We start from the raw sequence: 25,735 nt of genomic DNA, 5'->3' as shown, positions 1-25,735 counted from the left end.
GGCCGGGACGTACGGTCAGTGCGCGCTGTCATCGGCATTGATGACGAATGTCATGAAGGGGGCGTGAAGCGCCCGTGTCGCCGGTGCGAAGAAGGCGGAAACAACGAAGTCCCCGGTCGGAGATCCGACCGGGGACTTCATTGAACTGAGCGGACGACCAGGTTCGAACTGGCGACCTCAACCTTGGCAAGGTTGCGCTCTACCAACTGAGCTACGTCCGCACCGCGCTGTTGCGCAGGACTACTCTACCCGATCCATTGGACCGGTCAGAACAGTCAGAGCGGGTGACAGGGATCGCACACTGCGCCTCCCCCCTGGAAGGGGGGCGCTCTACTACTGAGCTACACCCGCGTGACTATCGACGACCTGGTCTTTCGACCCTGCCCTCGGCGTGCTCCAAACACTAGCGGAACACAGGGGGTGCCTGTCCAGTCGGTAGGGCGCAAGATCACGGACGGACGGCCGCCGGCTCAACTCGCTTCGTTGAACGCCTCGTAGACCTTCTTCGGGATGCGGCCGCGCGGCGGCACGTCGAAGCCGTTGGACCGGGCCCACGCGCGCACCGCGGCCGGGTCGGGCGCGACGGCCGTGCGCTTGTAGACCTTTCCCGAGCGGGCGTGCTTCCGGCCGGCGCCGACATACGGCGACAGCGCGCTCCGCAGCTTGTCGGCATTGACCGCCGACAGGTCGATCTCGAAGGACTTTCCGTCGATCCCGAAAACGATCGTCTCCGCTGCCTCGCCGCCGTCGAGATCGTCGGAGAGGCTGACCACTACGCGCTGCGCCATGGGTGTCGGTCCTTTCGTGCGGAATCGGCTTCTGCCGGCCTCCGTGCTACCGCTGATCTACGGCAGATCTGCGGCTGAGCTGGGTCGATGCGATGAAGCCGACAAGTCGGGGACAATAAGTTTTCATTTGTACGATGCCATGCATTACGTCGGGAAGCCGGAGGATTATTCCTCCGCGTGTCCCGTCGCAATCGGGACCCTACGTTTCTTGAAACGCATCCCCTAGAGAATCGCACGGCCGATACTTAAACGTGATGAGCGTCAACCGTCGGAGAACAGGATATCTACCCGCGTAGATTTTTGCGACGGGTACGCTGAAGTCACTTCACGCACCACCACAACACCGGGAGTGCCAGTGGCACGCGTCGTAGTCGACGTCATGCTCAAGCCGGAGATCCTCGACCCCCAGGGCCAGGCGGTGCACCGCGCACTGCCGCGTCTCGGGTTCGAAGGGATCGCGGACGTCCGCCAGGGAAAGCGCTTTGAACTCGAGGTCGAGGGGCCGGTCGACGACGCCGCCCTCGCCCGTATCCGGGAGATGGCCGAAACCTTCCTTGCCAACACCGTCATCGAGGACTTCTCCGTGAAGGTGGAGTCGTGACCGCACGCGTCGGCGTCGTCACCTTCCCCGGAACGCTCGACGACCGCGACACCCAGCGCGCGATCCGCGTCGCCGGTGCCGAGCCGGTGCCGCTGTGGCACCGCGACAAGGACCTCCACCAGGTCGACGCGGTCGTCCTGCCGGGCGGCTTCTCCTACGGCGACTACCTGCGGGCCGGCGCGATCTCGCGCTTCTCCCCCGTCATGGAGTCGGTCATCGCGGGCGCCAGGGACGGCCTTCCGGTCCTCGGCATCTGCAACGGCTTCCAGGTGCTGACCGAGTCGCACCTGCTGCCCGGCGCGATGCTCCGCAACAACCACCTGCACTTCATCTGCCGCGACCAGAAGCTGCGGGTGGAGAACGCGGACACCGCCTGGACCGCCGACTACTCGGCCGGCCAGGAGATCTCCATCCCGCTGAAGAACATCGACGGCCGCTATGTGGCCGACGAGCGGACCCTGGACGAACTGGAAGCCGAGGGCCGCGTGGTCTTCCGCTACCTCGACGTCAATCCCAACGGCTCGCTGCGCGACATCGCCGGCATCTCCAACGCCGCGGGAAACGTCGTCGGCCTGATGCCGCACCCCGAGCACGCCGTCGAGCCGCTGATCGGCACCGGTCGCACCGACGGTCTGGGATTCTTCACCTCGATCCTGAAGAAGCTGGTCACCGCATGACCCTCGACACCGTCACGAACGCCGAAAAGACCCCCGAGGCCGACCAGCCCTGGGCCGAACTCGGCCTCAAGCCCGACGAGTACGCGCGCATCCGCGAGATCCTCGGCCGCCGTCCGACCGGCGCCGAGCTCGCGATGTACTCCGTCATGTGGTCCGAGCACTGCTCGTACAAGAGCAGCAAGGTCCACCTGAAGCAGTTCGGCGAGAAGGTCCCCGAGAACGACGCCATGCTCGTCGGCATCGGCGAGAACGCCGGCGTCGTCGACGTCGGCCAGGGCTACGCGGTCACCTTCAAGGTCGAGTCGCACAACCACCCCTCGTACATCGAGCCCCACCAGGGCGCGGCCACCGGCATCGGCGGCATCGTCCGCGACATCCTCGCGATGGGTGCCCGGCCGGTCGCGGTCATGGACCCGCTGCGCTTCGGTGCCGCGGACCACCCCGACACCAAGCGCGTGCTGCCCGGCGTCGTGTCCGGCATCGGCAGCTACGGCAACTGTCTGGGCCTGCCGAACATCGGCGGCGAGGTCGTCTTCGACGCCTGCTACCAGGGCAACCCGCTCGTCAACGCGCTCTGCGTCGGCGTCATGCGGCACGAGGACATCCACCTCGCCAAGGCGTCGGGCGCCGGCAACAAGGTCATCCTCTACGGTGCCCGCACCGGCGGCGACGGCATCGGCGGCGTCTCGGTCCTCGCCTCGGAGACCTTCGACGACGCGAAGCCCAGCAAGCGCCCCGCGGTCCAGGTCGGCGACCCGTTCCAGGAGAAGCTCCTCATCGAGTGCACCCTGGAGATCTTCAAGGCCGACCTCGTCGACGGCATCCAGGACCTCGGCGGCGCGGGCCTGTCCTGCGCCACCTCCGAGCTGGCCTCGGCCGGCTCCGGCGGCATGCGCGTCGAGCTCGACACCGTGCACCTGCGCGACTCCTCCCTCTCGCCCGAGGAAATCCTCATGAGCGAGTCCCAGGAGCGCATGTGCGCGATCGTCGAGCCCGGCAAGGTCGCGCGCTTCCTGGAGATCTGCGAGAAGTGGGACGTCATCGCCACCGTCATCGGTGAGGTCACCGACGGCGAGCGGCTGGAGATCTACTGGCACGGCGAGCAGATCGTCGACGTCCCGCCGCGCACCGTCGCCCACGAAGGCCCGGTCTACGACCGCCCGTACGCCCGCCCGTCCTGGCAGGACGCCCTCCAGGCCGACGACGCGAACAAGCTGCCCCGCCCGGCGAGCGGTGATGAACTGCGCCGCCAGGTGCTGGCCCTCGTCTCGTCGCCGAACCAGGCGTCGAAGTCCTGGATCACGGACCAGTACGACCGGTTCGTGCAGGGCAACACGGTGCTGTCGCACCCCGAGGACTCGGGCATGGTCCGCATCGACGAGGACACCAACCTCGGCGTCGCCATCGCCACCGACGGCAACGGCCGCTTCGCCAAGCTCGACCCGTACACCGGCGCGCAGCTCGCCCTGGCGGAGGCGTACCGCAACGTCGCCGCCACCGGCGCCAAGCCGCTCGCCATCTCGGACTGCCTCAACTTCGGCTCCCCCGAGGACCCGGACGTCATGTGGCAGTTCGCCGAGGCCACCCGCGGTCTGGCCGACGGCTGTCTGATCCTGGGCACCCCGGTCACCGGCGGCAACGTCTCGCTCTACAACCAGACCGGCGACGTCGCCATCCACCCGACCCCGGTGGTCGCGGTGCTCGGCGTCATCGACGACGTCAACCGCCGTACGCCGATGGCGTTCGCGGAAGAGGGCCAGCTCCTCTACCTCCTCGGTGACACCAAGGAAGAACTGGGCGGCTCCGCCTGGTCCGAGGTCGTCCACAGCCACCTCGGCGGCCTGCCGCCCGCGGTGGACCTGGAGCGCGAGCGGCTGCTCGGCGAGATCCTCATCGCCGGCTCCCGCGACGGCATGATCGACGCCGCGCACGACCTCTCGGACGGCGGCCTCATCCAGGCCGTCACCGAGTCCTGCCTGCGCGGCGGCAAGGGCGCCCGGATCGTCGTCCCGGACGACCTCGACCCGTTCGTCTTCCTCTTCAGCGAGTCGGCCGGCCGCGCGGTCGTCGCCGTCCCGCGCAGCGAGGAGCTCCGCTTCAACGACATGTGCGGCGCGCGGGGCCTCCCGGCCGCGCGCATCGGTGTCGTGGACGGCGAAACGATCGAGATCCAGGACCAGTTCACGATCCCGCTGAGCGAGCTGAAGCAGGCGCACGAGGCGACGATCCCGGCTCTGCTGGCCTGAGTTCACGTCCCGGCCCGGTCGCGGCTCCTCCTCCGAGGAGCCGCGACCGGGCCGTTCGCATGCCTGTCAGGGCCTGCCAGCGCCTGCCGGCGCTCTGCCAGGATGACCGGGATGACGACGATTCTGGCGTTCCACGCCCATCCGGACGACGAGGTGCTGCTCACCGGCGGCACGCTGGCGCGGCTGGCCGCGGAGGGTCACCGGGTGGTCGTGGCCGTCGCCTGCGACGGCATCATGGGCGACGCGACCGGCCCGGACGGCACCCTGCGCCTGGACGAACTACGGGCGAGCGCCGCGATCCTGGGCGTCGCCCGCGTGGTGCACCTCGGCTACGCCGACAGCGGCCACGGCCCGCTCTTCTTCCCCGACCCGCCGGACCGCGTGCGGTTCGCCCGCGCGGACCTCGACGAGGCCGCGTCACTCCTCGCTGACCTGCTGCGTGAGGAGCGCGTCGACGTCCTGCTCAGCTACGACGCCCAGGGCGGCTACGGACACCGGGACCACGTGCGAGTCCACGAAGTGGGCGCGCGGGCCGCCCGATTGACGGGCACCCGCGTGCTGGAGGCGACGCGGCCACGCGAGCCCACCCACCGGCTGTTCCGTACGCTGCGCTTCCTCCGCACCCCGGTCCGCTACGACCCGGAGGCCATACGCACCTCGTACACCCCCCGATCAGCCATCACCCACCGCATCAACGTCCGCCCCTACGCGGCCCAGAAGCGCGCCGCGTTGGCCGCCCACCGCTCCCAGGTGGCAGAGGGCAAGGGCCGCTCGTCGGCGCTGTTCCGCCTGCTGATCCGCCTACCGGTCCCGATTTTCGGACTGCTGCTGGGGAGGGAGTGGTTCGCCGAGGCGGGGCTGGCCCCGGGAGCAGGCAGGAGCGGGGACCTGCTGGGGGTCCGGTAGAGGCTGAGGGCAGGGCGATACGGAGTGCTCTTCTGCGGCGCTGCGCACCTGCCAGCGAGGCGGTCCGCTGCGCTCCCCTTGACGGGGTGGGTTGCTGTTGCGGCCGGAGGTGCCCTGCGGGTGGGGTGCGGGGCGATCCGACGGCCACCGCCGTATCGCCGAGCCCGCTGGGTCTCCAGTCGCACTACCAGCAGGTGATCTGCATGATGTAGACGCGTTCGTGCCGGGGAATGATCTGGCACAGAAACATGCCTCCAGGCACCAGGACGTTCTCGCCCTTGGGGGAGGCGTCTTGGTGGGTTGTGCCGTCAAGGTAGAGAGCCTCTGCCGCAAGGGCCAGTTCGTCGGCACGCTTTTCCACGGCGGCAACCAGGGCGGCCGGTGCCCCACCGATGACGTGTTCTTCGTTCGGGTCGTACTCCCAGGACCAATTCATCCGGCCACTGCCGCGCGTGCCTCTTCGGTCAGGGCGACGATGTCGTCCATGGCCGCACGCCAGGCGGGATCTTCTCTGGGGAGCGTCTGAGCCGCTCGCTCGGCGTTGCGCCGCCGTTCGGAGAGGTCCGGGCGACGCTCGATCTCGACCTCGCCCGACCAGATCAGCAGCCACATCCGAATAGGGCCGAGCGCGTCGTGCTGGGCAGCCATGGAGAACGCTTCGTTCTTCTGGCGCTCCATCTCCTCCAGCCGGTGCGGTGCGATCCGGGCGAGGGCGACGCGTAGAGCGTCAGGGGTCCGCTCGGGCCTGGGGATCAGCTCTCCGCCAGGGTGCTCGGGCTGCGTACTCATGGTCGTCTCCTCGGGTCGCACCAGCCACGGTACGCCAGCCGGAATCGTCGGAGCGGGGAAAATCGTCGCCTCCCGTGAAGGGCTGCGGACTCCACGGTTGTACCGGTCACCCTCAGCTCGCCGCACGATCTTCGGCGACCTTCGCCCGAACGAAAAGCACTCCGGAGCCTGAAGCGGGGCCACGAACCACCGGTTGGGATCCGGACGGCGCGGCTTGGTTTGTGTGGTGGGGAAAACGAAGGGGCGGTATCGGCGGGCCTGCCGGCGATGGCAATCGTATTTCTCCGGCGGTTCTTCGTGGCGCGGCGGTGACTGGGGTTCGAGCGGTGCAGTTCGGGTTCGGTGAGGGCTGGGGTCAGAGCGGTAGCCACCGCCCGCCCGTTCCGGTTACGCGGCAGCGGACTCCGCCGCGATGTCCGCCCACACGAGCTTCCCCGCGAGCCCGAAGGGCTCCTCCCCGAGCAGGTGGCACCCCCACGCCGCCGCGAGCCCGGTGACCAGCCACATGCCGCGCCCGTGTTCCGCCTCGTCCGTGACGGTCAGGAACTCCGGCTTCTCGGGACTCGTGTCCCAGACCCCGAGCCGCAAGTTGCTCTCCCGCCAGTGCAGTCGCAGACTGACCGGCCCGCTGGAGTGCTCCAGCGCGTTCGCGACGAGTTCGGCCGCGACGAGCTGTGCCACCTCGATCATCGGCGCGAGCCCGTACGCGTTGAGCACCGCTCTGAGCGTGCAGCGCGCGATGCCGGCGCCGCGCAGGTCGTGCGGGATCTGGAGCGAGTAGTCCCACTCGTCGTCGGTGCCCGTGCCCGCGCCCTCACCGGGCGGGGTTCGAGGGGGTTCGTCCTTCGCGTTCATGCGGCTCTCCGAACGGCTCTGGGAAACGCCCCCACGCGGTGGCCTGTCGCCCCTCCCATGCCCAAGGCATGGGAGTAGCGATGCGCTGCCGTCTTGCTGCGAGCGTGCGCCCTGTGATGGCGACATCACAGACGGTAGGGGAACTGGGTTCAGCATTGCAACCCAATCGTCGAAGGTGATGGACCGGGTCACCGGCCGGGTGCAGACTGTGAGCGAACTTCTTCGAAGGAGCCCCATTGGGACTGCGCACCAGCATCACTGAGCGGCAGCGTCGGCTGGGTGCTGAACTACGCAAGCTCCGTGAGCGGTCCGGCATGGTCACGAAAGAGGCTGGCGAGGTGATCGGGATGGGGTCGGCCCACCTCAGCCACATCGAGGCCGGCCGGACCTCCATCGTCACTTCGCGGCTCCGCGCGCTGTGCGAGGCGTACGGATGCACGGATGAGCCCTACGTCGCGGCGCTCGTCGACATGGCGGAGGATTCCGGCAAGGGCTGGTGGACCGAGCACCGCAAGTTGGTATCGCCAATCGCCCTGGACCTGGCGGAGCTTGAGGCGGGAGCCAAGCGAGCCTGTAGCTACGAGACGCTGTTCATCCCTGGTCTCTTGCAGACCGAGGGGTACATGCGGGCCATTCTCGGCAGCGCACAACGACCGGACATCGAACCGGCGGTGCGGTTTCGGCTGGAGCGGCAGCACCTACTGATCGGCGATGACGCGCTTCCACTGCATGCTGTGATCCATGAGGCGGCGCTGAGGATTGCCGTCGGTGGCCCAGATGTCATGCGCGAGCAGCTGATGCGGTTGATCGAGGCCGCACGTCTGCCGAATGTGACGCTGCAGATCCTCCCGTTCGACGTCGGGGCGGTCAGAAGCTTCAGCACCTCCTTCTCCCTCTTGCACGGACAAGCGCCCGGACTGGAAACGGTTGTGGCCGATACCCCGGCTGAACGCACCGTCTTCCTCGGGGGCGACACAGTCGTCGAGAGCTACGCCGACACGTTCGTACGGTTGGCTGCTGCGGCCCTGGCTCCAATCGACCCCGGCGCGGTGCCGGAAAGCCACTTGGTGAAAGACTCGCTGGGTCTGATCCAGCACGTCGCCTACGCACTCTAGGAGCGGCGAACATGTCTCAGCTTCAGTGGCAGAAGTCCTCGTTCAGCGATTCCGGCGGCGAGAACTGCGTCGAGCTGGCCGCCGCCCCCGGCGGCGCGATCCTCCTCCGGGAGAGCGACGCCCCCGCCGTCGTCCTCCGCACCACCCCCGCGCGCTTCGCGGCCTTCCTCGACGCCATCAAGGCCGACGGATCCGCCCCCGCCGCCCCGTAACCCCGCAGGGGCGTGGTTGGGTGGCGGCGGACGGATTCCGTACGTACGCACGAGGGGCTGGGCCATGTTCGAGTACAAGGTTGTTTCGTTCCGTGAATCGCTGATCGGTGACGCGCTGGACGGCGACAAGTTGGAGAAGACGCTCAACAAGCACGCCGGTGACGGCTGGGCGCTGAAGTCGATCACCGCGGCCGACGTCAAGGGCCGCATCGGCCCCGGCGCCGTCGAGGGTCTGCTGCTGACCTTCGAGCGCCCCCGTCAGGGCTGAGAACTGAGCTGGCGGGCGCGGGGGGTGTGCCCCGCGCCCGAGTCGGCTCAGGTCAGGGCGAATATCCCCCAGGGTGGCTACGCTCGATTTCGGATCCCTATAGGCTCAGAAACCGAGCGTGACGATCCAGGCACAGGGAGCCTGTTGATCGATCGCGACAGCCGTGAGGTCACGGTGTACAGCGAGCCGGTCGAGGGTGTCTACCAGGAGCGCCACACCGTCGTGTTCGGGAAGAACGTCAGCCTGCCGGAGCCCATCGGCATCGATCTCGACACCGAGCCGCTGCTCGACTGGACCAGCCCCGTCAAAAACTGAGTTCTCGGTCGCCGAGCGCGCGCATACCCTCCGTGTATGACGTCAGCCGGTCGCCGTGCCCGTAGTTATGACCCTGCCAGGACGCGTGCCGCGCTCGTCGCGCAGGTGGGGGCGGTGCGGGTGGCGGTGCGATCGCTCACGGACGAGCAGTTGACCAGGCCCTCCGGGTTGCCCGGGTGGGATGTGCGGCTGCTGGTGGCGCATATCGTGCGGCAGATCGACGCCGTCGGGGTGCTGCTCGGCGAGCCCGCGCCGGATCCGGTGCCTCCGGTCACCGGGCTGTCGGTGTGGGCGGTGTCCACCGCCGCCATCGCGGACAAGCTGGACGCGTCGACCCGGGAGACCGCCGCCGGCATCACCGATGTCAGGGAAGCGCTCGACGCGGCGGCCGAGCGGATCGAGCCGTTCCTGGACGAGGCGGTACGGGCGGACCGGATCGTTCCGCATGTGTTCGGGGCGATGCGGGCGCTGGACATGACCGTGACCCGGCTCGTGGAGCTGGTGGTGCACGGGGACGATCTGGCGCGCGCCACCGGTGTGGAGGTGGCGCACGACCGGCAGGCCGTCGCGGCCGTCACCCGGCTGCTGGCCGACGCGCTGGCGGTCAAGGCGCCGGGGAACTCGGTCGAGGTCCGCATTCCGCCGTATGCGGCCGTCCAGTGCGTGGCGGGGCCCCGGCACACCCGGGGCACGCCGCCGAACGTCGTCGAGACCGATCCCCTGACCTGGATCCGGCTGGCCACCGGCCGGACCGACTGGAAGACCGCGCTCGACGCCGCCGCCGTCTCGGCGAGCGGAGAGCGGGCCGATCTCGGTCCCTATCTCCCGGTCCTCGGCTGAGCCACCCCACCGGTCTCCCGGCCCTCGGCTGAGCCACCCCCCGGCGCCCGGCTGAGCGGGTCCGCAGGACCCCCGTCCCCACCACCCCGTAGTGGGGTGCTCACAGGGTGTCCGCCCGGGGCCCGTAAAGCACGTGATCCTCGCCTCACCTGCGGTGAGACACCCGTGGTCACACCCGTGATCGCGGGGTTCACGGTCCTTCGCCCGTTCGGACGCGGGTCGGATCTGCCTTAGACTCGCTGTGTGCCTCGTGGTGATGGACGACTCAACCACGACCTGCTCCCCGGCGAGAAGGGCCCCCAGGACGCTTGCGGCGTCTTTGGTGTCTGGGCCCCCGGCGAAGAGGTCTCCAAGCTCACCTATTTCGGTCTGTACGCCCTGCAGCACCGCGGACAGGAGTCCGCGGGCATCGCTGTGAGCAATGGCTCCCAGATCCTCGTCTTCAAGGACATGGGGCTTGTTTCCCAGGTCTTCGACGAGACCTCTCTCGGCTCTCTGACCGGCCATATCGCCGTCGGTCACGCCCGCTACTCGACCACCGGTGCCTCGGTGTGGGAGAACGCCCAGCCCACTTTCCGCGCCACCGCCAACGGGTCGATCGCGCTCGGTCACAACGGCAACCTGGTCAACACGGCGGAGCTCGCCGAGATGGTCGCCGACCTGCCCCAGGGCAATGGCCGGGCCACGCGGGTGGCCGCCACCAACGACACCGATCTGGTGACAGCGCTGCTGGCCGGACAGGTCGACGAGGACGGCAAGCCGCTCTCCGTCGAGTTCGCCGCCTCCAAGGTGCTGCCTCTGGTCAAGGGTGCTTTCAGCCTGGTCTTCATGGACGAGCACACGCTGTACGCGGCGCGTGACCCGCAGGGCATCCGCCCGCTGGTGCTCGGCCGGCTGGAGCGCGGCTGGGTCGTCGCCTCGGAGTCCGCCGCCCTCGACATCTGCGGCGCCAGCTTCGTCCGGGAGATCGAGCCCGGCGAGCTGATCGCGATCGACGAGAACGGTCTGCGGACCACCCGTTTCGCGGAGGCCAAGCCCAAGGGCTGCATCTTCGAGTACGTGTACCTGGCGCGCCCGGACACCGACATCGCGGGCCGGAACGTCTATCTGTCCCGGGTGGAGATGGGCCGCAAGCTCGCCGCCGAGGCCCCCGTCGAAGCCGATCTGGTGATACCGACTCCGGAGTCCGGCACGCCGGCCGCGGTCGGCTACGCCGAGGCGAGCGGGATCCCGTACGGCACCGGCCTGGTCAAGAACTCGTACGTCGGCCGGACGTTCATCCAGCCGTCGCAGACCATCCGGCAGCTGGGTATCCGGCTCAAGCTGAACCCGCTCAAGGACGTCATCCGCGGCAAGCGGCTGATCGTCGTGGACGACTCGATCGTCCGCGGCAACACCCAGCGCGCGCTGGTGCGGATGCTCCGTGAGGCGGGGGCCGCCGAGGTCCACATCCGGATCTCGTCGCCGCCGGTCAAGTGGCCGTGCTTCTTCGGCATCGACTTCGCGACCCGCGCCGAACTGATCGCCAACGGCATGTCCGTCGAGGAGATCGGCAAGTCGCTGGGCGCGGACTCGCTCGCGTACATCTCGCTGGACGCGATGGTCGAGGCGACGACGATCGCCAAGCCGAACCTGTGCCGGGCCTGCTTCGACGGGGTCTACCCGATGGATCTGCCCGACCCGGAGCTGCTCGGCAAGCAGCTCCTGGAGACCGAGCTGGCCGGTGGCGCGGACGCCGCCGACGCGCTGCGCCGTCCGTAATCGGGCAAGCTCGGACTACTGCCGTGACGCTCCATCCCGGGAGCCGGTGACCGTGAATCCGGCTCCTCTGATCGCCGCCCCGGTGATCGCACCGCATCTACTCGACGACGTGAAAGTTCCCAGCCATGCCTGAGAATACCGGCGCCAGCTACGCCTCCGCCGGCGTGGACATCGAAGCGGGCGACCGCGCCGTGGACCTGATGAAGAAGTGGGTCAGGAAGGCCACCCGGCCCGAGGTCGTGGGCGGCCTCGGCGGGTTCGCCGGCCTCTTCGACGCCTCCGCACTCAAGCGCTACGAGCGGCCGCTGCTGGCCTCCGCCACGGACGGCGTCGGCACGAAGGTCGACATCGCCCGCAGGATGGGCGTCTACGACACGATCGGCCACGACCTGGTCGGCATGGTCGTGGACGACCTGGTCGTGTGCGGCGCCGAGCCGCTCTTCATGACCGACTACATCTGTGTCGGCAAGGTCTTCCCTGAGCGGGTCGCGGCGATCGTCAAGGGCATCGCCGAGGGCTGTGTCCTGGCCGGCTGCGCGCTGGTCGGCGGCGAGACCGCCGAGCACCCGGGCCTGCTGGGCCCGGACGACTTCGACGTCGCGGGCGCCGGCACCGGTGTGGTCGAGGCCGCCGAGGTGCTGGGCGCGGATCGTATCCGTTCGGGTGACGCGGTGATCGCGATCGAGTCGTCGGGACTTCACTCCAACGGGTATTCGCTGGTGCGCCACGTCTTCTTCGACCGGGCCGGCTGGGAGCTGGACCGGGACGTTCCGGAGTTCGGCCGGACCCTCGGCGAGGAGCTGCTGGAACCGACCAAGATCTACTCGCTGGACTGCCTGGCGCTCACCCGGCTCGCCCCGGTGCACGCGTTCTCGCACATCACCGGCGGCGGTCTGGCCAACAACCTGGGCCGCGTGATCCCGGACCACCTGCACGCCACCGTCGACCGTTCGACCTGGCGGCCGGACCCGGTCTTCACCACCGTCGGTGAGCTCGGCGGGGTGGAGCGGCTGGAGCTCGAGAAGACGCTGAACATGGGCGTCGGCATGATCGCCGTCGTGCCGCAGGACTCGGTGGATGTGGCGCTCGCCACCCTCGCAGACCGCGGTGTGGAGGCATGGGTGAGTGGCGAGGTCGTCGAACGCGGTGACCACGCCGAAGCCGTGACCCTGACCGGCGACTACGCGAAGTAGCCAGGTCCGGGTGCCGGGGGTCTGTCCACCGGACAGGCCCTAGGCGCCCTGGGCCATGACGAAACCCGGTCCGGGGCGGGCCCCGGACCGGGTCTGTAGAAGTGCAGCGTCAAGAGTGACGACGTTGCGGCGAGGGCTCGGAGTCCTCGTCGTCGTCATCATCGTTGTAACGACTCGCGTACTGTGCGTACGGATCGTCGTCGTCGTTCTCGTCGTCATCGTCCACAACAGGCTCCGGCGGAAGTACCGGAAGTGGTGACGATGCGCCCAGCTCGTCGGCCAGACGTGTCAGATCTGTACCGCCGCTGTTGTACTTCAGCTGGCGGGCGACCTTCGTCTGCTTGGCCTTGGCCCGGCCGCGCCCCATGGCTCGACCCCCTCAACGGCGGGGCTCGATGGCCCCGAGTCTTGACACGCGTTCATGAATCGGAGCGGTCTCTCCGGGGAGAGACCGGTCCGTAGGCCCTCAACGGTACCTGCTTCCGGAGCCGCACGGTACGTCGCCCGCACGACGCGCGTCGGAGCGGGAGCCGAAGTGGGCCCTGTCCTGGCTGGTCAGCCGTGATTTTACCCGGTTCTAGCGCGAACTTGCTATCGCGTCGTGCGTTCGGTCACCCACCGCGTCAGGGGGTGGCCCACCGGGCCGTGCCGGGGGGAGATCGGCGGGCGGTCGCCTGCCCTCGGACAGGCGACCGCCCGCCGCACAGCAGGTGAGCGGCGGGTGACCGGCGGGTAAGTGGCTGAAATCAGCCTGCCTCGGGACGCAGCCAGTCGGCGGCCGCGGTCCGGTCGGCGATGCGCTGCTCGGCCAGCCGGTCCGCGGCGGCGGCCGGCGGAATGCCGTCGGTCCGTGCGCGGTCGAAAATGGCGGCGGTGGTGTCGAAAATCTTCGTCGCCTTGGTTTTGGCCCGGTCGAAGTCGAAGCCGTGCAGCTCATCCGCGACCTGGATCACGCCACCGGCGTTCACCACGTAGTCGGGCGCGTAGAGGATCCCGCGGTCGGCGAGGTCCTTCTCGACGCCCGGGTGGGCGAGCTGGTTGTTGGCCGCGCCGCACACGATGGTGGCGGTGAGGGCCGGCACGGTCTCGTCGTTCAGCGCGCCGCCGAGCGCGCAGGGCGCGTAGACGTCGAGCGGGGTCCGGATCAGGACATCGGCGTCGGAGACGGCGCTGATCTGCGGGTGGCGGGCGCGGATCCGGTCGACGGCGTCGGCGCGGACGTCGGTGATCACGACCTCGGCACCGTCCTCGATCAGGTGCTCCACCAGGTGGTGGCCGACCTTGCCGACGCCGGCGATGCCGACCCGGCGGCCGCGCAGCGTGGGCTCGCCCCACTGGCTGCGGGCGGCGGCGCGCATGCCCTGGAAGACGCCGAAGGCGGTCAGCACGGACGAGTCGCCCGCGCCGCCGTTCTCGGGGGAGCGGCCGGTCGTCCAGCGGTTCTCGCGGGCGACGACGTCCATGTCGGCCACGTAGGTGCCGACATCGCAGGCGGTGACGTAGCGGCCGCCGAGCGAGGCCACGAAACGGCCATAGGCGAGCAGGAGTTCTTCGCTCTTGATCGCTTCCGGATCACCGATGATCACGGCCTTGCCGCCACCGTGGTCGAGGCCGGCCAGAGCGTTCTTGTACGACATGCCGCGGGAGAGGTTGAGGGCGTCGAGCGCGGCCTCTTCGTCGGTCGCGTAGTCGTAGAAGCGGGTACCGCCGAGGGCCGGGCCCAGGGCGGTGGAGTGGAGCGCGATGACGGCCTTGAGGCCGCTGGCACGGTCCTGGCAGAAGACGACTTGCTCGTGTCCGCCCTGTTCCGACCGGAACAGTTTGGAGACGACGCTGGAAGTCTGAAGAACGTCGGTCACGGTGGTGACTCCTGCAGTCCAGAGGTTGCCCTCCGTGCGGGTGGGGAGGGCCGGTTGGCGCAAGCGTATTGCCCGCAGGCGGCCCGTACGGCCGTAGGGCCCGACCGGGTGAGCGCCGACGGCCTCCGCTGCGCACGGTACGTCCTCCCGAGCACCGCCCCGGGCCGCGCCGTAGCGGGCCGCGGCCGCCGGAAGGCAGTCTGAACGAACGCGGAAGGAGCGCGGAAGGAGCGCGGAAAAAAGTGGACGAGGGCGTTCCGGAGCCGTGCGGAACGACACTCCGGAGGACCCCGCGCCCGGCGTCGGCCGCCCGGACGGGCACAGTGCTGTGGATCACCCCCACCGCGGGCCGGAGCGTGGGACGATTCGGGTGAGAGCCGGTCACGAGGGAGCAGGTGTGGGCTTGTCATCGGTGCTGGTCCCGTACGCGGCCTATCTGCGGGTCTACGAGCCGCTGGCGGCGTTCCCCGAGCCCGAACGCACCCACTGGTACCGGTATGCGGCCGCGGGCGAGGTGCGGACCGCACAGGACGAACTGCGGCAGTCGCTGGCCGACCTGCTGCCCGTCCCGCCGGTGGCGGTCCCGGTGCACGAGAGCCGCGACGCCTTCGTGGCCGTCGTCAACGGCGTGACGCACATCTGCCCCTGGCGTACCCGGCTGCGCGGCTGGCTGGCGCTGGACGCCCTCGCCGACCAGCTTCCGGAGATCGTGCTGGACGCGGTGCTGCCCGCCGTGGTGCGCGCCCAGGCGGAGGCGGACCACGAGGCGTGGCGGGAGCGCAACCCGGACGCCCGGCCGTGGATCCGCTCCGCGACCTGGCACGTACCGGTCCGCTGGTTCGCCCTGTTCGGCGATGACGAGCGCGAGTACGAGCCGGCCGGGCTCGGCGAGTCCAAGGAGCCGCTGATGCGGTACCGGACGCCGATGGTGCAGGCCCGCCGCCGGGTGGCGCGCGGGCTGCGGGTGCTCAAGGACGCGCTGGAGGAGGGCCCGCTGATCGACGGCCTGATCGACGTGGGCCGCTGGCTGGAGGAGTTCCACCCGCGCTCCATGGTCGAACTGGACTACGGCGGCCTGGTGCACGCGATCCCCGAGGCGGATCTCGCGGAGGACCGGTCGGCCGCCGATGTGGCCGAGGGTCTCGCCGCGCTCAAGGACGGGTCGGGAGCGGCCGCCTCCGAGGCGTACGAGCGGCTCACCGAGCGCTGGCGGACCATCCGCGAGCTGCAGTTCGCGAGCTGACGCCGACAGCGCGCCGGCGGCTGCCGACACGCCGCCGGAGGGCCGGGGACGTTGGTCCCGATCCGGGCCATTGGCTCAAGCGTGACGGAGAGCACGTAACTGGACTCTTGCGGACATCCCTACCGGTCGTGCCAATATGGGACAACGAGTCATGGAAGAGCTTGTTCCGTCCAGCAATGGGCGGATTGTCCGGTATTGCATATCTTGAGGGTGGGGATGGGGCTGGTGATCCAGCTGTGACTGATCGTCACTCCGGAGTGACTGTCCGTTATGGCATGGTCCATCGGCTTCCGTAGAGCTTGAACCCCTGAGAGGGCAATTCCATCGGTTTGGCCGACGAGGCTGGACGGATGGTGTAGTTGTAGTGCCGAGGACAAGCCGTTCGTCCTATTACCGACTCGGCCCGCGTCCGCCATTTCGGGCAACACGGGTCAAGGTGCAGAATTTAGAGGAAGAACCGCGCTGGTTCGGTTCTCTCGAGGAGGCCGCTCATGACCGCTCGCACCCCTGATGCCGAGCCGCTGCTGACCCCCGCTGAGGTCGCCACGATGTTCCGCGTGGACCCGAAGACGGTCACACGGTGGGCCAAGGCTGGGAAGCTCACGTCCATCCGCACGCTCGGCGGGCACCGCCGCTACCGCGAGGCGGAGGTCCGCGCACTTCTGGCGGGCATTCCGCAGCAGCGCAGCGAGGCCTGACTAGCCCTTACATGCCCTTTAGGGCCGTCTTATGGGGCCCCCACCCCATAAGTCACCTGCTCCACCGCTCCACGGGCTCCCTGCCCCCATCGGGGACGCCACACGGACACAGAAGGTCGCATCGGACTCCGCCGGGTCCGATGCGATCTTTTTTGTGCTCCCAGGGGCCCTTGAGGGGCGCCACGGGGGGTGCCGAGGGGGCGTTGCGGGACGTTGCGGGGCTTTCGGGGGCAGTTGCGCCGCCCGGTGCGGCCGGCCGTACGAGCGCCTCTGTGGGGTCCGCTGTGCAGTCTTGTGGGCATCTTGCGCGGACCTGTCGCCGCCGACCGCTGCGCATCGCGGGCAGATCGGGCACAGGTGCAATTGCACATATTAAATTGACACCCCCCAGAAGGGGGTCGAGTTCCCCACGTCTTGGAAATCTTTGAGTGACGCCCGTCACACGCACGGGTCTTGTGGCTGCTCAGATCCTTGCGGTAATGGGGAATCGGGCTTCAGGAGCGCAAGTCGCAACAGGCGGTGGCAGGTGACGCAGTGTCGGGTGAGGTGCCTGCTCCCTGAAGCGGCCGCCAGGTGGGCGCGCAGCAGCGCCCTCGTCTCGTGCCTGGGAGTCGGCGTCATACCGAAGACGTACCGGCGGCCGCCGGGACCCGTCAAGACGGCGCACAGCACCGGCCGCAGGGGGGAACGGGGAGCGACGCGGACCGGTGGCAACGCGAAAGGCCCGGATCCACAAGGGATCCGGGCCTTTCGATGATGCGGTCCTGACGGGATTTGAACCCGCGGCCTCCACCTTGACAGGGTGGCGAGCACTCCAAGCTGCTCCACAGGACCAGGCTTTGCGGCGCTGAACCTTCCTGCGCTGCGAGAGAGACTGTACAGCAGGTCAGGGGGTGGGGTCGAACCCGTTCGGCGGCAGGGCCGCGGACCGGGCCACGGCCCCCGGCGACCGCCCCCGGGACCGGCCCGCGCCGGCCCCCGCGCCCGGGGCCGTCAGCCCCAGGCCTCGTCCAGCACCTTGAAGATCCGCTTGTCGGAGACCGGCTGCGAGGTGCCCAGCGCGTGCGCGAAGTAACTCACCCGCAGTTCCTCGATCAGCCAGCGAATGTCCCGAACCTTGTCCGGAACCGGGCGCCCGGCCGGCCGGGACGCCAGCAGCTCCGCGTACTCGCGCTGGATCTCCAGGACCTTCTCCATGCGCATGGTGTCCCGCTGGACGTTGGTGGGCATCTGCTGCAGCCGGCGGTCGACCGCCACCAGGTACCGCATGAGGTCCGGCAGCCGCCGCAGCCCGGTGGCCGTGACGAAGCCGGCCGGCACGAGGGCCGCCAGCTGCTCCCTGACGTCCGTGAGGTTGGCGACCAGCACCAGGCTCGTGGTGGCCTTCAGACGGCGCTCACAGGCCTGCCAGGCGGCCAGCACCTGCTGGACCCGGGCCACCGTCTTCACGGTCACGTCGACCAGGTCGGTGCGCACCTTGTCGAAGAGCTTGCGGAACGATTCCTCGTCCCAGGCCGGCCCGCCGTGGTCGGCGATCAGCTTGTCGGCGGCGGCGGTCACACAGTCGTCGAAGAGCGCCTGGATGCTGCCGTGCGGATTGCGCGAGAGCGCCAGCTTGGCCTCGTTGTTCAGCTGGCCCTGGGCGAACTTCGACGGGTTCGAGGGGATGTTGAGCAGGATCAGCCGGCGGGTGCCGCGCCACATCGCCGCGCTCTGCTCGGCCTCGGTGTCGAAGAGCCGCACGGCGACGCTCGCGCCCTCGTCGACGAGCGCGGGGAACGCCTTCACGGGGTGGCCGCCCCGCCGGGTCTCGAAGGTGCGCGGCAGGCTCCCGATGGTCCACTGCGTCAGACCGGTGCGCTGCTCGATGCCGATGGCGTCGGCGGCCTTGGAGATCACCTCACGCGTCTTCGGCTTCAGCCGCAGCGTGAGCGCCTCCAGGTCCTTGTCCTCGGCGAGCTTGCGGCCGCGCTCGTCGGTCACCCGGAAGGTGATCTTGAGGTGGTCGGGGACCTTGCCGAGGTCGAAGTCCTCGACGTCCATCCGGACGCCGACCATCCGCTGCAGCTCGCGGGCGAGCGTGTCGGGCAGCGGCTCCTGGACGGGCACCACCCGGTCCAGGAACGCCTTCGCGTAGTTCGGCGCGGGGACGTAGTGCCGGCGGATCGGCTTGGGGAGGGAGCGGATCAGTTCGGTGACGACCTCTTCGCGCAGGCCCGGGATCTGCCAGTCGAAGCCGTCGGGGACGACCTGGTTGAGGACCTGGAGCGGGATGTGGACGGTCACGCCGTCGGCGTCCGCGCCCGGCTCGAACTGGTACGTCACCTTGAACTTGAGCCGGCCCTGGCGCCAGGAGTCCGGGTAGTCGTCCTTGGTGACGGTCTGGGCCGCCTCGTTGATCAGCATCGACTGCTCGAAGTTGAGCAGTTCGGGTTCGTCCCGCCGCTTCTGCTTCCACCACGAGTCGAAGTGGGCGCCGGATACGACGTCTTGTGGCAGCTTCTGATCGTAGAAGTCGAAGAGCGTCTCGTCGTCGACCATGATGTCCCGGCGGCGGGCCCGGTGTTCGAGCTCCTCGACCTCACCGAGCAGCTTGCGGTTGTCCTGGAAGAACTGGTGATGCGTACGCCAGTCGCCCTCGACCAGCGCGTTGCGGATGAACAGGTCCCGGGAGACCTCCGCGTCGATCCGTCCGTAATTCACCTTGCGCTGCGCGACGATCGGCACGCCGTACAGCGTCACCCGCTCGAACGCCATCACCGCGGCTTGATCTTTTTCCCAGTGGGGCTCGCTGTAGGTGCGCTTCACCAGATGCTGCGCGAGCGGCTCGACCCACTCCGGTTCGATCTTCGCGTTGACCCGCGCCCACAGCCGCGAGGTCTCCACCAGCTCGGCCGACATGATCCAGCGCGGCGGCTTCTTGAACAGCGCCGAGCCGGGGAAGATCGCGAACTTGGCGCTGCGGGCGCCCAGGTACTCGTTCTTGTCGGTGTCCTTCAGCCCCAGGTGCGACAGCAGCCCCGCCAGCAGCGAGGTGTGCAGCCGCTGCGAGTCGGGAGCGGCGTCGCTCTCCTTCTCCTCCAGCTGGATGCCCATGGTCTTGGCGACCGAGCGCAGCTGGCTGTAGATGTCCTGCCACTCGCGGATCCGCAGATAGTTCAGGAACTCCGACCGGCACATCCGGCGGAAGGCCGAGGACGACAGCTCCTTCTGCTGCTCGCGCACATAGCGCCACAGATTCAGATACGCCAGGAAGTCGCTGGTCTCGTCGGCGAACCGGCGGTGCTTCTCGTCCGACTGCTGCTTCTTCTCCGCGGGCCGCTCGCGCGGGTCCTGGATCGACAGCGCGGCCGCGATCACCATGACCTCACGGACACAGCCGTTGCGGTCGGCCTCCAGCACCATCCTGGCGAGCCGCGGGTCGACGGGCAGCTGGGCCAGCTTGCGGCCCAGCGGCGTCAGCCGCTTCTGGTGGTCCTTCTCCTTCGGATCGAGCGCGCCGAGCTCCTCCAGGAGCTGGACGCCGTCCTTGATGTGCCGGCTGTCCGGCGGGTCGATGAAGGGGAACTTGGCGATGTCGCCCAGCCCGGCCGCCGTCATCTGCAGGATGACGGACGCCAGGTTGGTGCGCAGGATCTCCGCGTCGGTGAACTCCGGGCGGGACTCGAAGTCCTCCTCGGAGTACAGCCGTACGCAGATGCCGTCCGAGGTACGCCCGCAACGGCCCTTGCGCTGGTTGGCGCTGGCCTGCGAGATCGCCTCGATCGGCAGCCGCTGGACCTTGGTGCGGTGGCTGTAGCGGGAGATACGGGCATTGCCCGGGTCGATCACGTACCGGATGCCGGGCACGGTCAGGGACGTCTCGGCGACGTTCGTGGCCAGCACGATGCGGCGGCCGGCGTGCTTCTGGAAGACCCGGTGCTGCTCGGCCGAGGAGAGCCGGGCGTACAGCGGCAGCACCTCGGTGGAGCGCAGGTTCAGCTTGTTGAGGGCGTCCGCGGTGTCGCGGATCTCCCGTTCGCCGGACAGGAAGACCAGGATGTCGCCTGGGCCCTCGCGCTGGAGCTCCTCGGCCGCGTCGCAGATCGCGGTGACCTGGTCGCGGTCGTCGTCATCGCCCTCTTCGGCGAGCAGCGGCCGGTAGCGGACCTCCACCGGGAACGTCCGCCCGCTCACCTCGACGACCGGGGCGTCCCCGAAGTGCCGGGAGAAGCGCGCCGGGTCGATGGTGGCCGAGGTGATGATCACCTTGAGGTCGGGGCGGCGCGGGAGCAGCTGGGCGAGGTAGCCCAGGATGAAGTCGATGTTGAGGCTGCGCTCGTGCGCCTCGTCGATGATGATCGTGTCGTACTGCAGCAGTTCGCGGTCGGTCTGGATCTCCGCGAGCATGATGCCGTCGGTCATCAGCTTGACCAGGGTGCGGTCGCCGACCTGGTCGGTGAAGCGGACCTTCCAGCCGACGGCCTCGCCGAGCGGGGTGTCCAGCTCCTCCGCGATCCGGTCCGCGACGGTGCGGGCGGCGATCCGGCGGGGCTGGGTATGGCCGATCAGGCCCCGCACCCCGCGCCCCAGTTCCAGACAGATCTTGGGGATCTGGGTGGTCTTGCCCGAGCCCGTCTCACCCGCGACGATCACGACCTGGTGATCGCGGACGGCCGCCAGGATCTCGTCCTTCTTCTGGCTGACCGGCAGCTGTTCGGGGTAGCTGATCTTCGGCACGGCGGCGCGCCGGCGTGCCACACGCGCCTCACCCTGCTCGATCTGGCCGGCGATCTCCGCCAGCACCGTCGCGCGGGCTTCGGTCTTGCGGATCCGGCGGGCGCCTTCAAGACGGCGGCCGAGCCGCACTTCGTCGCGGAGCGACAGTGCGGAGAGACGGGATCCCAGGTCGGCGAGGGTGGCGGGGCCGGGCTGGCCGGCGGCACTGGAGGCGGAAGCAGGCTGCGTAGACATACGGCCCCAGGATCTCACCCGGCCGGAAGAGTCCGCGAATCATTTCGCCGCGGTGCGAGCGGGGCTCGACCCGTACCGGACCGGGGGCGGCGCGCGGCCGGGGCCGGAGATCCGCCAAAAGTCGTTGAATCCGGGCCTGAACGACGGGGGATCGACGGGGGCGCGGGGCGGGGGTCCGGGTCGGGGGAGTGTGACGCATCGGACAGCGAGGAACGGCCGGGCGGACCCTGTTGGGGGAACGACGAAGGCCCCGTCCGGAGACGGGGCCTTCGTCGTGCGGTGGCTGGGGCCGGGGTCGAACCGGCGACCTACCGCTTTTCAGGCGGTCGCTCGTACCAACTGAGCTACCCAGCCGCAGCGGTCCTGACGGGATTTGAACCCGCGGCCTCCACCTTGACAGGGTGGCGAGCACTCCAAACTGCTCCACAGGACCTAGCTATGTGTAAGACGAGTCTCACACACGGTAAAGCGTACCCCCAACGGGATTCGAACCCGTGCTACCGCCTTGAAAGGGCGGCGTCCTGGGCCACTAGACGATGAGGGCTAATTGGCCCGCCTTGGGCGCTTGTCGGCGCCGTCGGGGACGAGAGAAGCATATGGGATGCCGCCGGGTATCGCCAAAACGGTTTACCGGCCGGTCGCGGGGGCGGTCGGGCCCGGGTGCGGGACGGGGTGAAGGGCGGGGTGAGGGGGTGCCCGGAAGTGATGCCGTACGCCGGGGGAAAGCGCCGCCCATGACCGACAATGGGCGGGTGCTGGAGATGACGCGCGAGGAGTTCGAGGAACTGGTCGGCGAAGCGCTCGACCGGATTCCGGCCGAGCTGACACGGCTGATGGACAACGTCGCCGTATTCGTCGAGGACGAGCCCGACCCCAAGGACCCCGACCTGCTCGGCCTCTACGAGGGGACACCCCTGACCGAGCGCGGTGAGTGGTACGCCGGAGTCCTGCCGGACCGGATCACGATCTACCGGGGGCCGACGCTGCGGATGTGCGACAACCGCGCGGACGTGGTCGCGGAGACCGAGGTGACGGTCGTTCACGAGATCGCCCACCACTTCGGCATCGACGACGAGCGGCTGCACGCGCTGGGTTACGGGTGAGGCGACGAGCGGCGGGTGGCGGTGATGGGTGACGTGGCGGGCGGGCCGCCCGCGCTCGGCCACGGGGTGGGGTGACGGGGTGAGGTGACGGGCCGGGCGTGTCCTGGGGGGTGGCACGGGCGTTGGGCACCAGAGACCCTGCCCGCCGCGTCCTGACTCCCCGAGGTGCATGCACGTGCCCCCTTCCTCATCCCGCGCCGTCGCGCGGACCGCCGGAGCCCTACTGGCCGCCACCGCCGTCCTGCTGACGGCCGGCTGTATGAGCACCGGGGACTCGCGGGACGATCCGCGGCCGCAGGGGGTCTCGCCGTCGGCGCGGGTCGGCGCGGGGCCCGACGGAACGCTGCCGGACGGCACCAAGGTGGCGCCGGGCGGGCACCGGACCAAGCCGAACGGTTCGCCGTCCGCGTCCGCCTCCGTCAGCGGGGTGCCGCCGCTGGGCGGTGCCCCGGCGGCCGTGAAGCCGGCGCCGTCCCCGGGTGCGGGCAAGCCGTCCGCCGGGCCGGGCGGGGCCACACCCACCACGCCGGCGGCCAGTCCGACGCCTTCCGCCACGGTTTCGGCGACCACCGATGCCCCGGCGCCCCCCACGACGCCGCCGGCCTCGCCGTCGGACTCACCCGTCGTGACGGCCCCAGCGGCGTAACCGGCTCCATCGGTGCTTCCGGTGTAACCGGCATCACCCTCCGGACCCCGCGAAACAGCCGTATCCGGTGTAAAGTAGGAGGCCTAGCAGCGTGCTCCCGGGCCGATTGGTCAATCGGCCCGGAGATGCGTATGCTGGTAGATCGTTTGATCCTAATGCCCGGCGCCGAATCCGAAGAGCGCCGCGTGGCGCGTTCCTTTTCTCCAGGCTGCTGACCGCATTGAGGCGGTTGTATGCGAACCCCGGAGCTGGCGCGTGCCGAGTCTCCGAGAGGTTCAGCTTTAGCATGCCCATTAACACCGCCGACCGTACCGCCATGCCCATGGACGACTCCGTGGCTGACGACACCACGATCGACACCACGGCCGCGATCACCGCCGTCGAGTCCACCGAGACCGACGCCGTCGAGGCCGACACCACCACCGACACCACCGTCACCGAGGACGACACGGCCGCCGAGGCCGCAGTCGCCGGTGACGACGCTTCCGCCGAAGACGTTTCCGCCGAAGAGGTTTCCGCCGAGGCCGAAGAGGCCGAGGAAGAGGAATACACCGGCGTCACCTTCGGGGAGCTCGGGCTCGCCGAGGGCATCGTCCGCAAGCTCGCGCAGAACGGCGTCACCAAGCCCTTCCCGATCCAGGCCGCGACCATCCCGGACGCCCTGGCCGGCAAGGACATCCTCGGCCGTGGCCGTACCGGCTCCGGCAAGACGCTCTCCTTCGGCCTCCCGCTGCTGTCGCTGCTCGCCGGTGGCCACACCGAGAAGAAGCGCCCGCGCGGCATCATCCTGACGCCGACCCGTGAGCTCGCCATGCAGGTCGCCGACGCGCTGCAGCCGTACGGCGACGTTCTCGGCCTCAAGATGAAGGTCGTCTGCGGCGGTACCTCGATGTCCAACCAGATCTACGCGCTGGAGCGCGGTGTCGACATCCTCGTCGCCACCCCGGGCCGGCTGCGCGACCTGATGAACCGTGGCGCCGCTTCGCTCGACAAGATCCAGATCGCGGTCCTCGACGAGGCCGACCAGATGGCCGACATGGGCTTCCTGCCCGAGGTCACCGAGATCCTCGACCAGGTTCCGGTCGGCGGCCAGCGTCTGCTGTTCTCCGCCACCCTGGAGAACGAGATCGACTCGCTGGTCAAGCGCTACCTGAAGAACCCGGTCACGCACGAGGTCGACGCGGCGCAGGGCGCGGTCACCACCATGACCCACCACGTGCTCGTCGTGAAGCCGAAGGACAAGGCGCCGGTCACGGCCGCCATCGCGGCGCGCAAGGGCCGCACGATCATCTTCGTCCGCACCCAGATGGGCGCCGACCGCGTCGCCGAGCAGCTCATCGAGTCGGGCGTCAAGGCCGACGCGCTGCACGGCGGTATGACCCAGGGCGCGCGTACCCGCGTGCTGGAGGACTTCAAGGGCGGTCTCGTCAACGTCCTCGTCGCGACCGACGTGGCCGCGCGCGGTATCCACGTGGACGGCATCGGCCTGGTGCTGAACGTCGACCCGGCCGCCGACCACAAGGACTACCTGCACCGCTCGGGCCGTACCGCCCGCGCCGGTGAGTCCGGCACGGTCGTGTCGCTGGCGCTTCCGCACCAGCGCAAGACCATCTTCCGTCTGATGGAGGACGCGGGCGTCGACGCCTCGCGCCACATCATCGGCGGCTCGGGCGTCTTCGACGAGGAGGTCGCCACGATCACCGGCGCCCGCTCGATGACCGACGTCCAGGCCGACTCCGTACAGAACGCCGCGGCCCAGGCCGAGCGTGAGGTCGCCGAGATGACCCGCGAGCTGGAGAAGCTCCAGCGCCGGGCCACCGAGCTGCGCGAGGAGGCCGACCGCCTCACCATGCGCTCCGCCCGCGAGCGCGGCGAGGACCCGGAAGAGGCCGTCGCCGCCAAGGCCCTGGAGATCGCCGAGGCCGCGGCTGCCGAGGCAGCCCGGATCGCGGCCATTCCGGTCCAGCCCGAGCCGCAGCGCCGTGACGACCGGGGCAACTACGGCCGTCGTGACGACCGTCAGGGCTCCGGTGGCTACCAGGGTCGCGACCGCCGTGACGAGCGCCCCTCCGGTGGCCGTTCGTTCGAGCGTCGTGACGACCGTCCGTCCTCGGGCGGCTTCCGCTCCGGTGGCGACCGTCCGACCGGTGGCCGTTCGTTCGAGCGTCGTGATGACCGTCCGTCCTCCGGTGGCTTCCGCTCCGGCGGCGACCGTCCGACCGGCGGCCGTTCCTTCGAGCGCCGCGACGACCGCCCGTCCTCGGGTGGCTTCAACCGTGACCGCCGTGACGAGCGCCCCTCCGGTGGCCGTTCGTTCGAGCGTCGTGACGACCGTCCGTCCTCCGGCGGGTTCCGCTCCGGCGGCGACCGCCCGACCGGCGACCGTCCCACCGGCGGCCGTTCCTTCGAGCGTCGTGACGACCGTCCGTCCACCGGTGGCGGCTTCCGCTCCGGCGGCGCCGACCGTCCGGCCTTCAACCGTGACCGCCGCGAAGAGCGTCCGGCCACCGGCGGCGGCTTCCGCACCGGCGACCGCCCCGTGAACCGCGACCGCCGCGACGAGCGCCCGGCCGGCCGCACCTTCGAGCGCCGTGACAGCCGCCCGGGTCAGACCGGCACCGGCTCGATCGACCGCAAGCCGCGCTGGAAGGCCAACTGACCAGGCCT

Annotated in this window: 24 protein-coding genes and 6 tRNA genes; 16 read left to right on the top strand and 14 right to left on the bottom strand. The window is 69.5% G+C overall.

Annotated features, from left to right (window positions below; all coding sequences use genetic code 11):
* Positions 1–148: 148 nt before the first annotated feature.
* The 3 genes from LNW72_RS19280 to LNW72_RS19270 all read right to left on the bottom strand — a co-directional run bounded on the left by LNW72_RS19280 (position 149) and on the right by LNW72_RS19270 (position 788).
* Positions 149–221: transfer RNA gene (locus tag LNW72_RS19280), tRNA-Gly, on the bottom strand.
* Between the two features lie 58 nt (positions 222–279).
* Positions 280–351 (bottom strand) — tRNA-Gly (locus LNW72_RS19275).
* A 119-nt stretch (positions 352–470) separates the two neighbouring features.
* Positions 471–788, bottom strand: a complete 318-nt coding sequence (locus LNW72_RS19270) for an Lsr2 family protein (RefSeq protein WP_138355829.1) — start codon at positions 786–788, stop codon at positions 471–473.
* Between the two features lie 355 nt (positions 789–1,143).
* Between LNW72_RS19270 and purS the strand changes: the two genes are divergently transcribed.
* From purS to LNW72_RS19250, 4 genes are all read left to right on the top strand, one after another.
* Complete coding sequence (gene purS / locus LNW72_RS19265; protein ID WP_138355828.1) at positions 1,144–1,389, top strand: phosphoribosylformylglycinamidine synthase subunit PurS; 246 nt, start codon at positions 1,144–1,146, stop codon at positions 1,387–1,389.
* Positions 1,386–2,066 (top strand): phosphoribosylformylglycinamidine synthase subunit PurQ, encoded by a 681-nt coding sequence (purQ, locus tag LNW72_RS19260; protein ID WP_138355827.1) that lies wholly within the window; start codon positions 1,386–1,388, stop codon positions 2,064–2,066. Before purS ends, purQ begins: the two co-directional genes overlap by 4 nt.
* Positions 2,063–4,312: a phosphoribosylformylglycinamidine synthase subunit PurL gene (gene purL, locus LNW72_RS19255; RefSeq protein ID WP_250976544.1), complete on the top strand. Its 2,250-nt coding sequence runs from the start codon at positions 2,063–2,065 to the stop codon at positions 4,310–4,312. Before purQ ends, purL begins: the two co-directional genes overlap by 4 nt.
* A 111-nt stretch (positions 4,313–4,423) precedes the next feature.
* Positions 4,424–5,218, top strand: coding sequence for a PIG-L deacetylase family protein (locus LNW72_RS19250; RefSeq protein WP_250976543.1), 795 nt, complete (start codon positions 4,424–4,426; stop codon positions 5,216–5,218).
* Between the two features lie 184 nt (positions 5,219–5,402).
* Here the strand turns inward: LNW72_RS19250 and LNW72_RS19245 are convergent, their stop codons facing one another.
* The 3 genes from LNW72_RS19245 to LNW72_RS19235 form a co-directional block, all read right to left on the bottom strand.
* On the bottom strand, positions 5,403–5,654 hold the full coding sequence (locus LNW72_RS19245) for a hypothetical protein (protein ID WP_250976542.1): 252 nt from the start codon (positions 5,652–5,654) through the stop codon (positions 5,403–5,405).
* Entirely contained in the window at positions 5,651–6,007 is a 357-nt protein-coding gene (locus LNW72_RS19240) for a hypothetical protein (protein WP_250976541.1), read from the bottom strand. Before LNW72_RS19240 ends, LNW72_RS19245 begins: the two co-directional genes overlap by 4 nt.
* Before the next feature lie 387 nt (positions 6,008–6,394).
* The gene (locus tag LNW72_RS19235) at positions 6,395–6,862 is read right to left on the bottom strand and encodes an ATP-binding protein (protein WP_250976540.1); all 468 of its coding nucleotides are present in this window, start codon (positions 6,860–6,862) and stop codon (positions 6,395–6,397) included.
* A 236-nt stretch (positions 6,863–7,098) separates the two neighbouring features.
* On the opposite strand from LNW72_RS19235, the gene LNW72_RS19230 reads away from it, so the two are divergent.
* The 7 genes from LNW72_RS19230 to purM all read left to right on the top strand — a co-directional run bounded on the left by LNW72_RS19230 (position 7,099) and on the right by purM (position 12,566).
* Positions 7,099–7,977 carry a helix-turn-helix transcriptional regulator gene (locus LNW72_RS19230; RefSeq protein WP_250976539.1) on the top strand — a complete coding sequence of 293 codons (879 nt, stop codon included), beginning with the start codon at positions 7,099–7,101 and terminating at the stop codon, positions 7,975–7,977.
* 11 nt (positions 7,978–7,988) lie between these two features.
* Positions 7,989–8,189: a DUF397 domain-containing protein gene (locus LNW72_RS19225; protein WP_250976538.1), complete on the top strand. Its 201-nt coding sequence runs from the start codon at positions 7,989–7,991 to the stop codon at positions 8,187–8,189.
* A 64-nt stretch (positions 8,190–8,253) separates the two neighbouring features.
* Positions 8,254–8,457 carry a DUF4177 domain-containing protein gene (locus LNW72_RS19220; RefSeq protein WP_138355820.1) on the top strand — a complete coding sequence of 68 codons (204 nt, stop codon included), beginning with the start codon at positions 8,254–8,256 and terminating at the stop codon, positions 8,455–8,457.
* 144 nt (positions 8,458–8,601) lie between these two features.
* A complete protein-coding gene (locus LNW72_RS19215) occupies positions 8,602–8,772 on the top strand; it encodes a hypothetical protein (protein WP_250976537.1) in 171 nt (56 codons plus the stop codon).
* Positions 8,773–8,808: 36 nt separating this feature from the next.
* Positions 8,809–9,612, top strand: coding sequence for a maleylpyruvate isomerase family mycothiol-dependent enzyme (locus LNW72_RS19210; RefSeq protein WP_250976536.1), 804 nt, complete (start codon positions 8,809–8,811; stop codon positions 9,610–9,612).
* 243 nt (positions 9,613–9,855) lie between these two features.
* Positions 9,856–11,373, top strand: coding sequence for an amidophosphoribosyltransferase (purF, locus tag LNW72_RS19205; protein ID WP_250976535.1), 1,518 nt, complete (start codon positions 9,856–9,858; stop codon positions 11,371–11,373).
* Positions 11,374–11,498: 125 nt separating this feature from the next.
* Positions 11,499–12,566 carry a phosphoribosylformylglycinamidine cyclo-ligase gene (gene purM, locus LNW72_RS19200; RefSeq protein WP_250976534.1) on the top strand — a complete coding sequence of 356 codons (1,068 nt, stop codon included), beginning with the start codon at positions 11,499–11,501 and terminating at the stop codon, positions 12,564–12,566.
* A gap of 109 nt (positions 12,567–12,675) precedes the next feature.
* On the opposite strand, the gene LNW72_RS19195 is transcribed toward purM, so the two are convergent.
* On the bottom strand, positions 12,676–12,933 hold the full coding sequence (locus LNW72_RS19195; protein ID WP_138355816.1) for a DUF3073 domain-containing protein: 258 nt from the start codon (positions 12,931–12,933) through the stop codon (positions 12,676–12,678).
* 379 nt (positions 12,934–13,312) lie between these two features.
* Positions 13,313–14,425: a Glu/Leu/Phe/Val dehydrogenase dimerization domain-containing protein gene (locus LNW72_RS19190; RefSeq protein ID WP_250976533.1), complete on the bottom strand. Its 1,113-nt coding sequence runs from the start codon at positions 14,423–14,425 to the stop codon at positions 13,313–13,315.
* A 397-nt stretch (positions 14,426–14,822) separates the two neighbouring features.
* On the opposite strand from LNW72_RS19190, the gene LNW72_RS19185 reads away from it, so the two are divergent.
* Positions 14,823–15,668, top strand: coding sequence for a hypothetical protein (locus LNW72_RS19185; RefSeq protein ID WP_250976532.1), 846 nt, complete (start codon positions 14,823–14,825; stop codon positions 15,666–15,668).
* Between the two features lie 491 nt (positions 15,669–16,159).
* Complete coding sequence (bldC, locus tag LNW72_RS19180) at positions 16,160–16,366, top strand: developmental transcriptional regulator BldC (protein ID WP_003949541.1); 207 nt, start codon at positions 16,160–16,162, stop codon at positions 16,364–16,366.
* A 438-nt stretch (positions 16,367–16,804) separates the two neighbouring features.
* Here bldC and LNW72_RS19175 read toward each other — a convergent pair whose 3' ends face one another.
* The 6 genes from LNW72_RS19175 to LNW72_RS19150 all read right to left on the bottom strand — a co-directional run bounded on the left by LNW72_RS19175 (position 16,805) and on the right by LNW72_RS19150 (position 21,863).
* Entirely contained in the window at positions 16,805–16,987 is a 183-nt protein-coding gene (locus LNW72_RS19175) for a DUF6274 family protein (protein WP_250976531.1), read from the bottom strand.
* Between the two features lie 138 nt (positions 16,988–17,125).
* A tRNA-Asp gene (locus tag LNW72_RS19170) sits at positions 17,126–17,200 on the bottom strand.
* Positions 17,201–17,359: 159 nt separating this feature from the next.
* Complete coding sequence (gene hrpA / locus LNW72_RS19165) at positions 17,360–21,319, bottom strand: ATP-dependent RNA helicase HrpA (RefSeq protein ID WP_250976530.1); 3,960 nt, start codon at positions 21,317–21,319, stop codon at positions 17,360–17,362.
* Positions 21,320–21,599: 280 nt separating this feature from the next.
* Positions 21,600–21,673 (bottom strand) — tRNA-Phe (locus LNW72_RS19160).
* 4 nt (positions 21,674–21,677) lie between these two features.
* Positions 21,678–21,752, bottom strand: a tRNA-Asp gene (locus tag LNW72_RS19155).
* A gap of 38 nt (positions 21,753–21,790) precedes the next feature.
* A tRNA-Glu gene (locus tag LNW72_RS19150) sits at positions 21,791–21,863 on the bottom strand.
* A gap of 208 nt (positions 21,864–22,071) precedes the next feature.
* Between LNW72_RS19150 and LNW72_RS19145 the strand changes: the two genes are divergently transcribed.
* The 3 genes from LNW72_RS19145 to LNW72_RS19135 all read left to right on the top strand — a co-directional run bounded on the left by LNW72_RS19145 (position 22,072) and on the right by LNW72_RS19135 (position 25,727).
* On the top strand, positions 22,072–22,422 hold the full coding sequence (locus LNW72_RS19145; protein ID WP_187145304.1) for a metallopeptidase family protein: 351 nt from the start codon (positions 22,072–22,074) through the stop codon (positions 22,420–22,422).
* Positions 22,423–22,597: 175 nt separating this feature from the next.
* A complete protein-coding gene (locus LNW72_RS19140; protein WP_250976529.1) occupies positions 22,598–23,068 on the top strand; it encodes a hypothetical protein in 471 nt (156 codons plus the stop codon).
* 286 nt (positions 23,069–23,354) lie between these two features.
* Positions 23,355–25,727, top strand: a complete 2,373-nt coding sequence (locus LNW72_RS19135; protein ID WP_250976528.1) for a DEAD/DEAH box helicase — start codon at positions 23,355–23,357, stop codon at positions 25,725–25,727.
* Positions 25,728–25,735: the final 8 nt, after the last annotated feature.

It is taken from the genome of Streptomyces sp. RKAG293, from assembly GCF_023701745.1.
Taxonomy (GTDB): domain Bacteria; phylum Actinomycetota; class Actinomycetes; order Streptomycetales; family Streptomycetaceae; genus Actinacidiphila.
The sequence above is the reverse complement of the archived record's forward strand: the minus strand, read 5'-3'. Positions and strand labels throughout refer to the sequence as shown.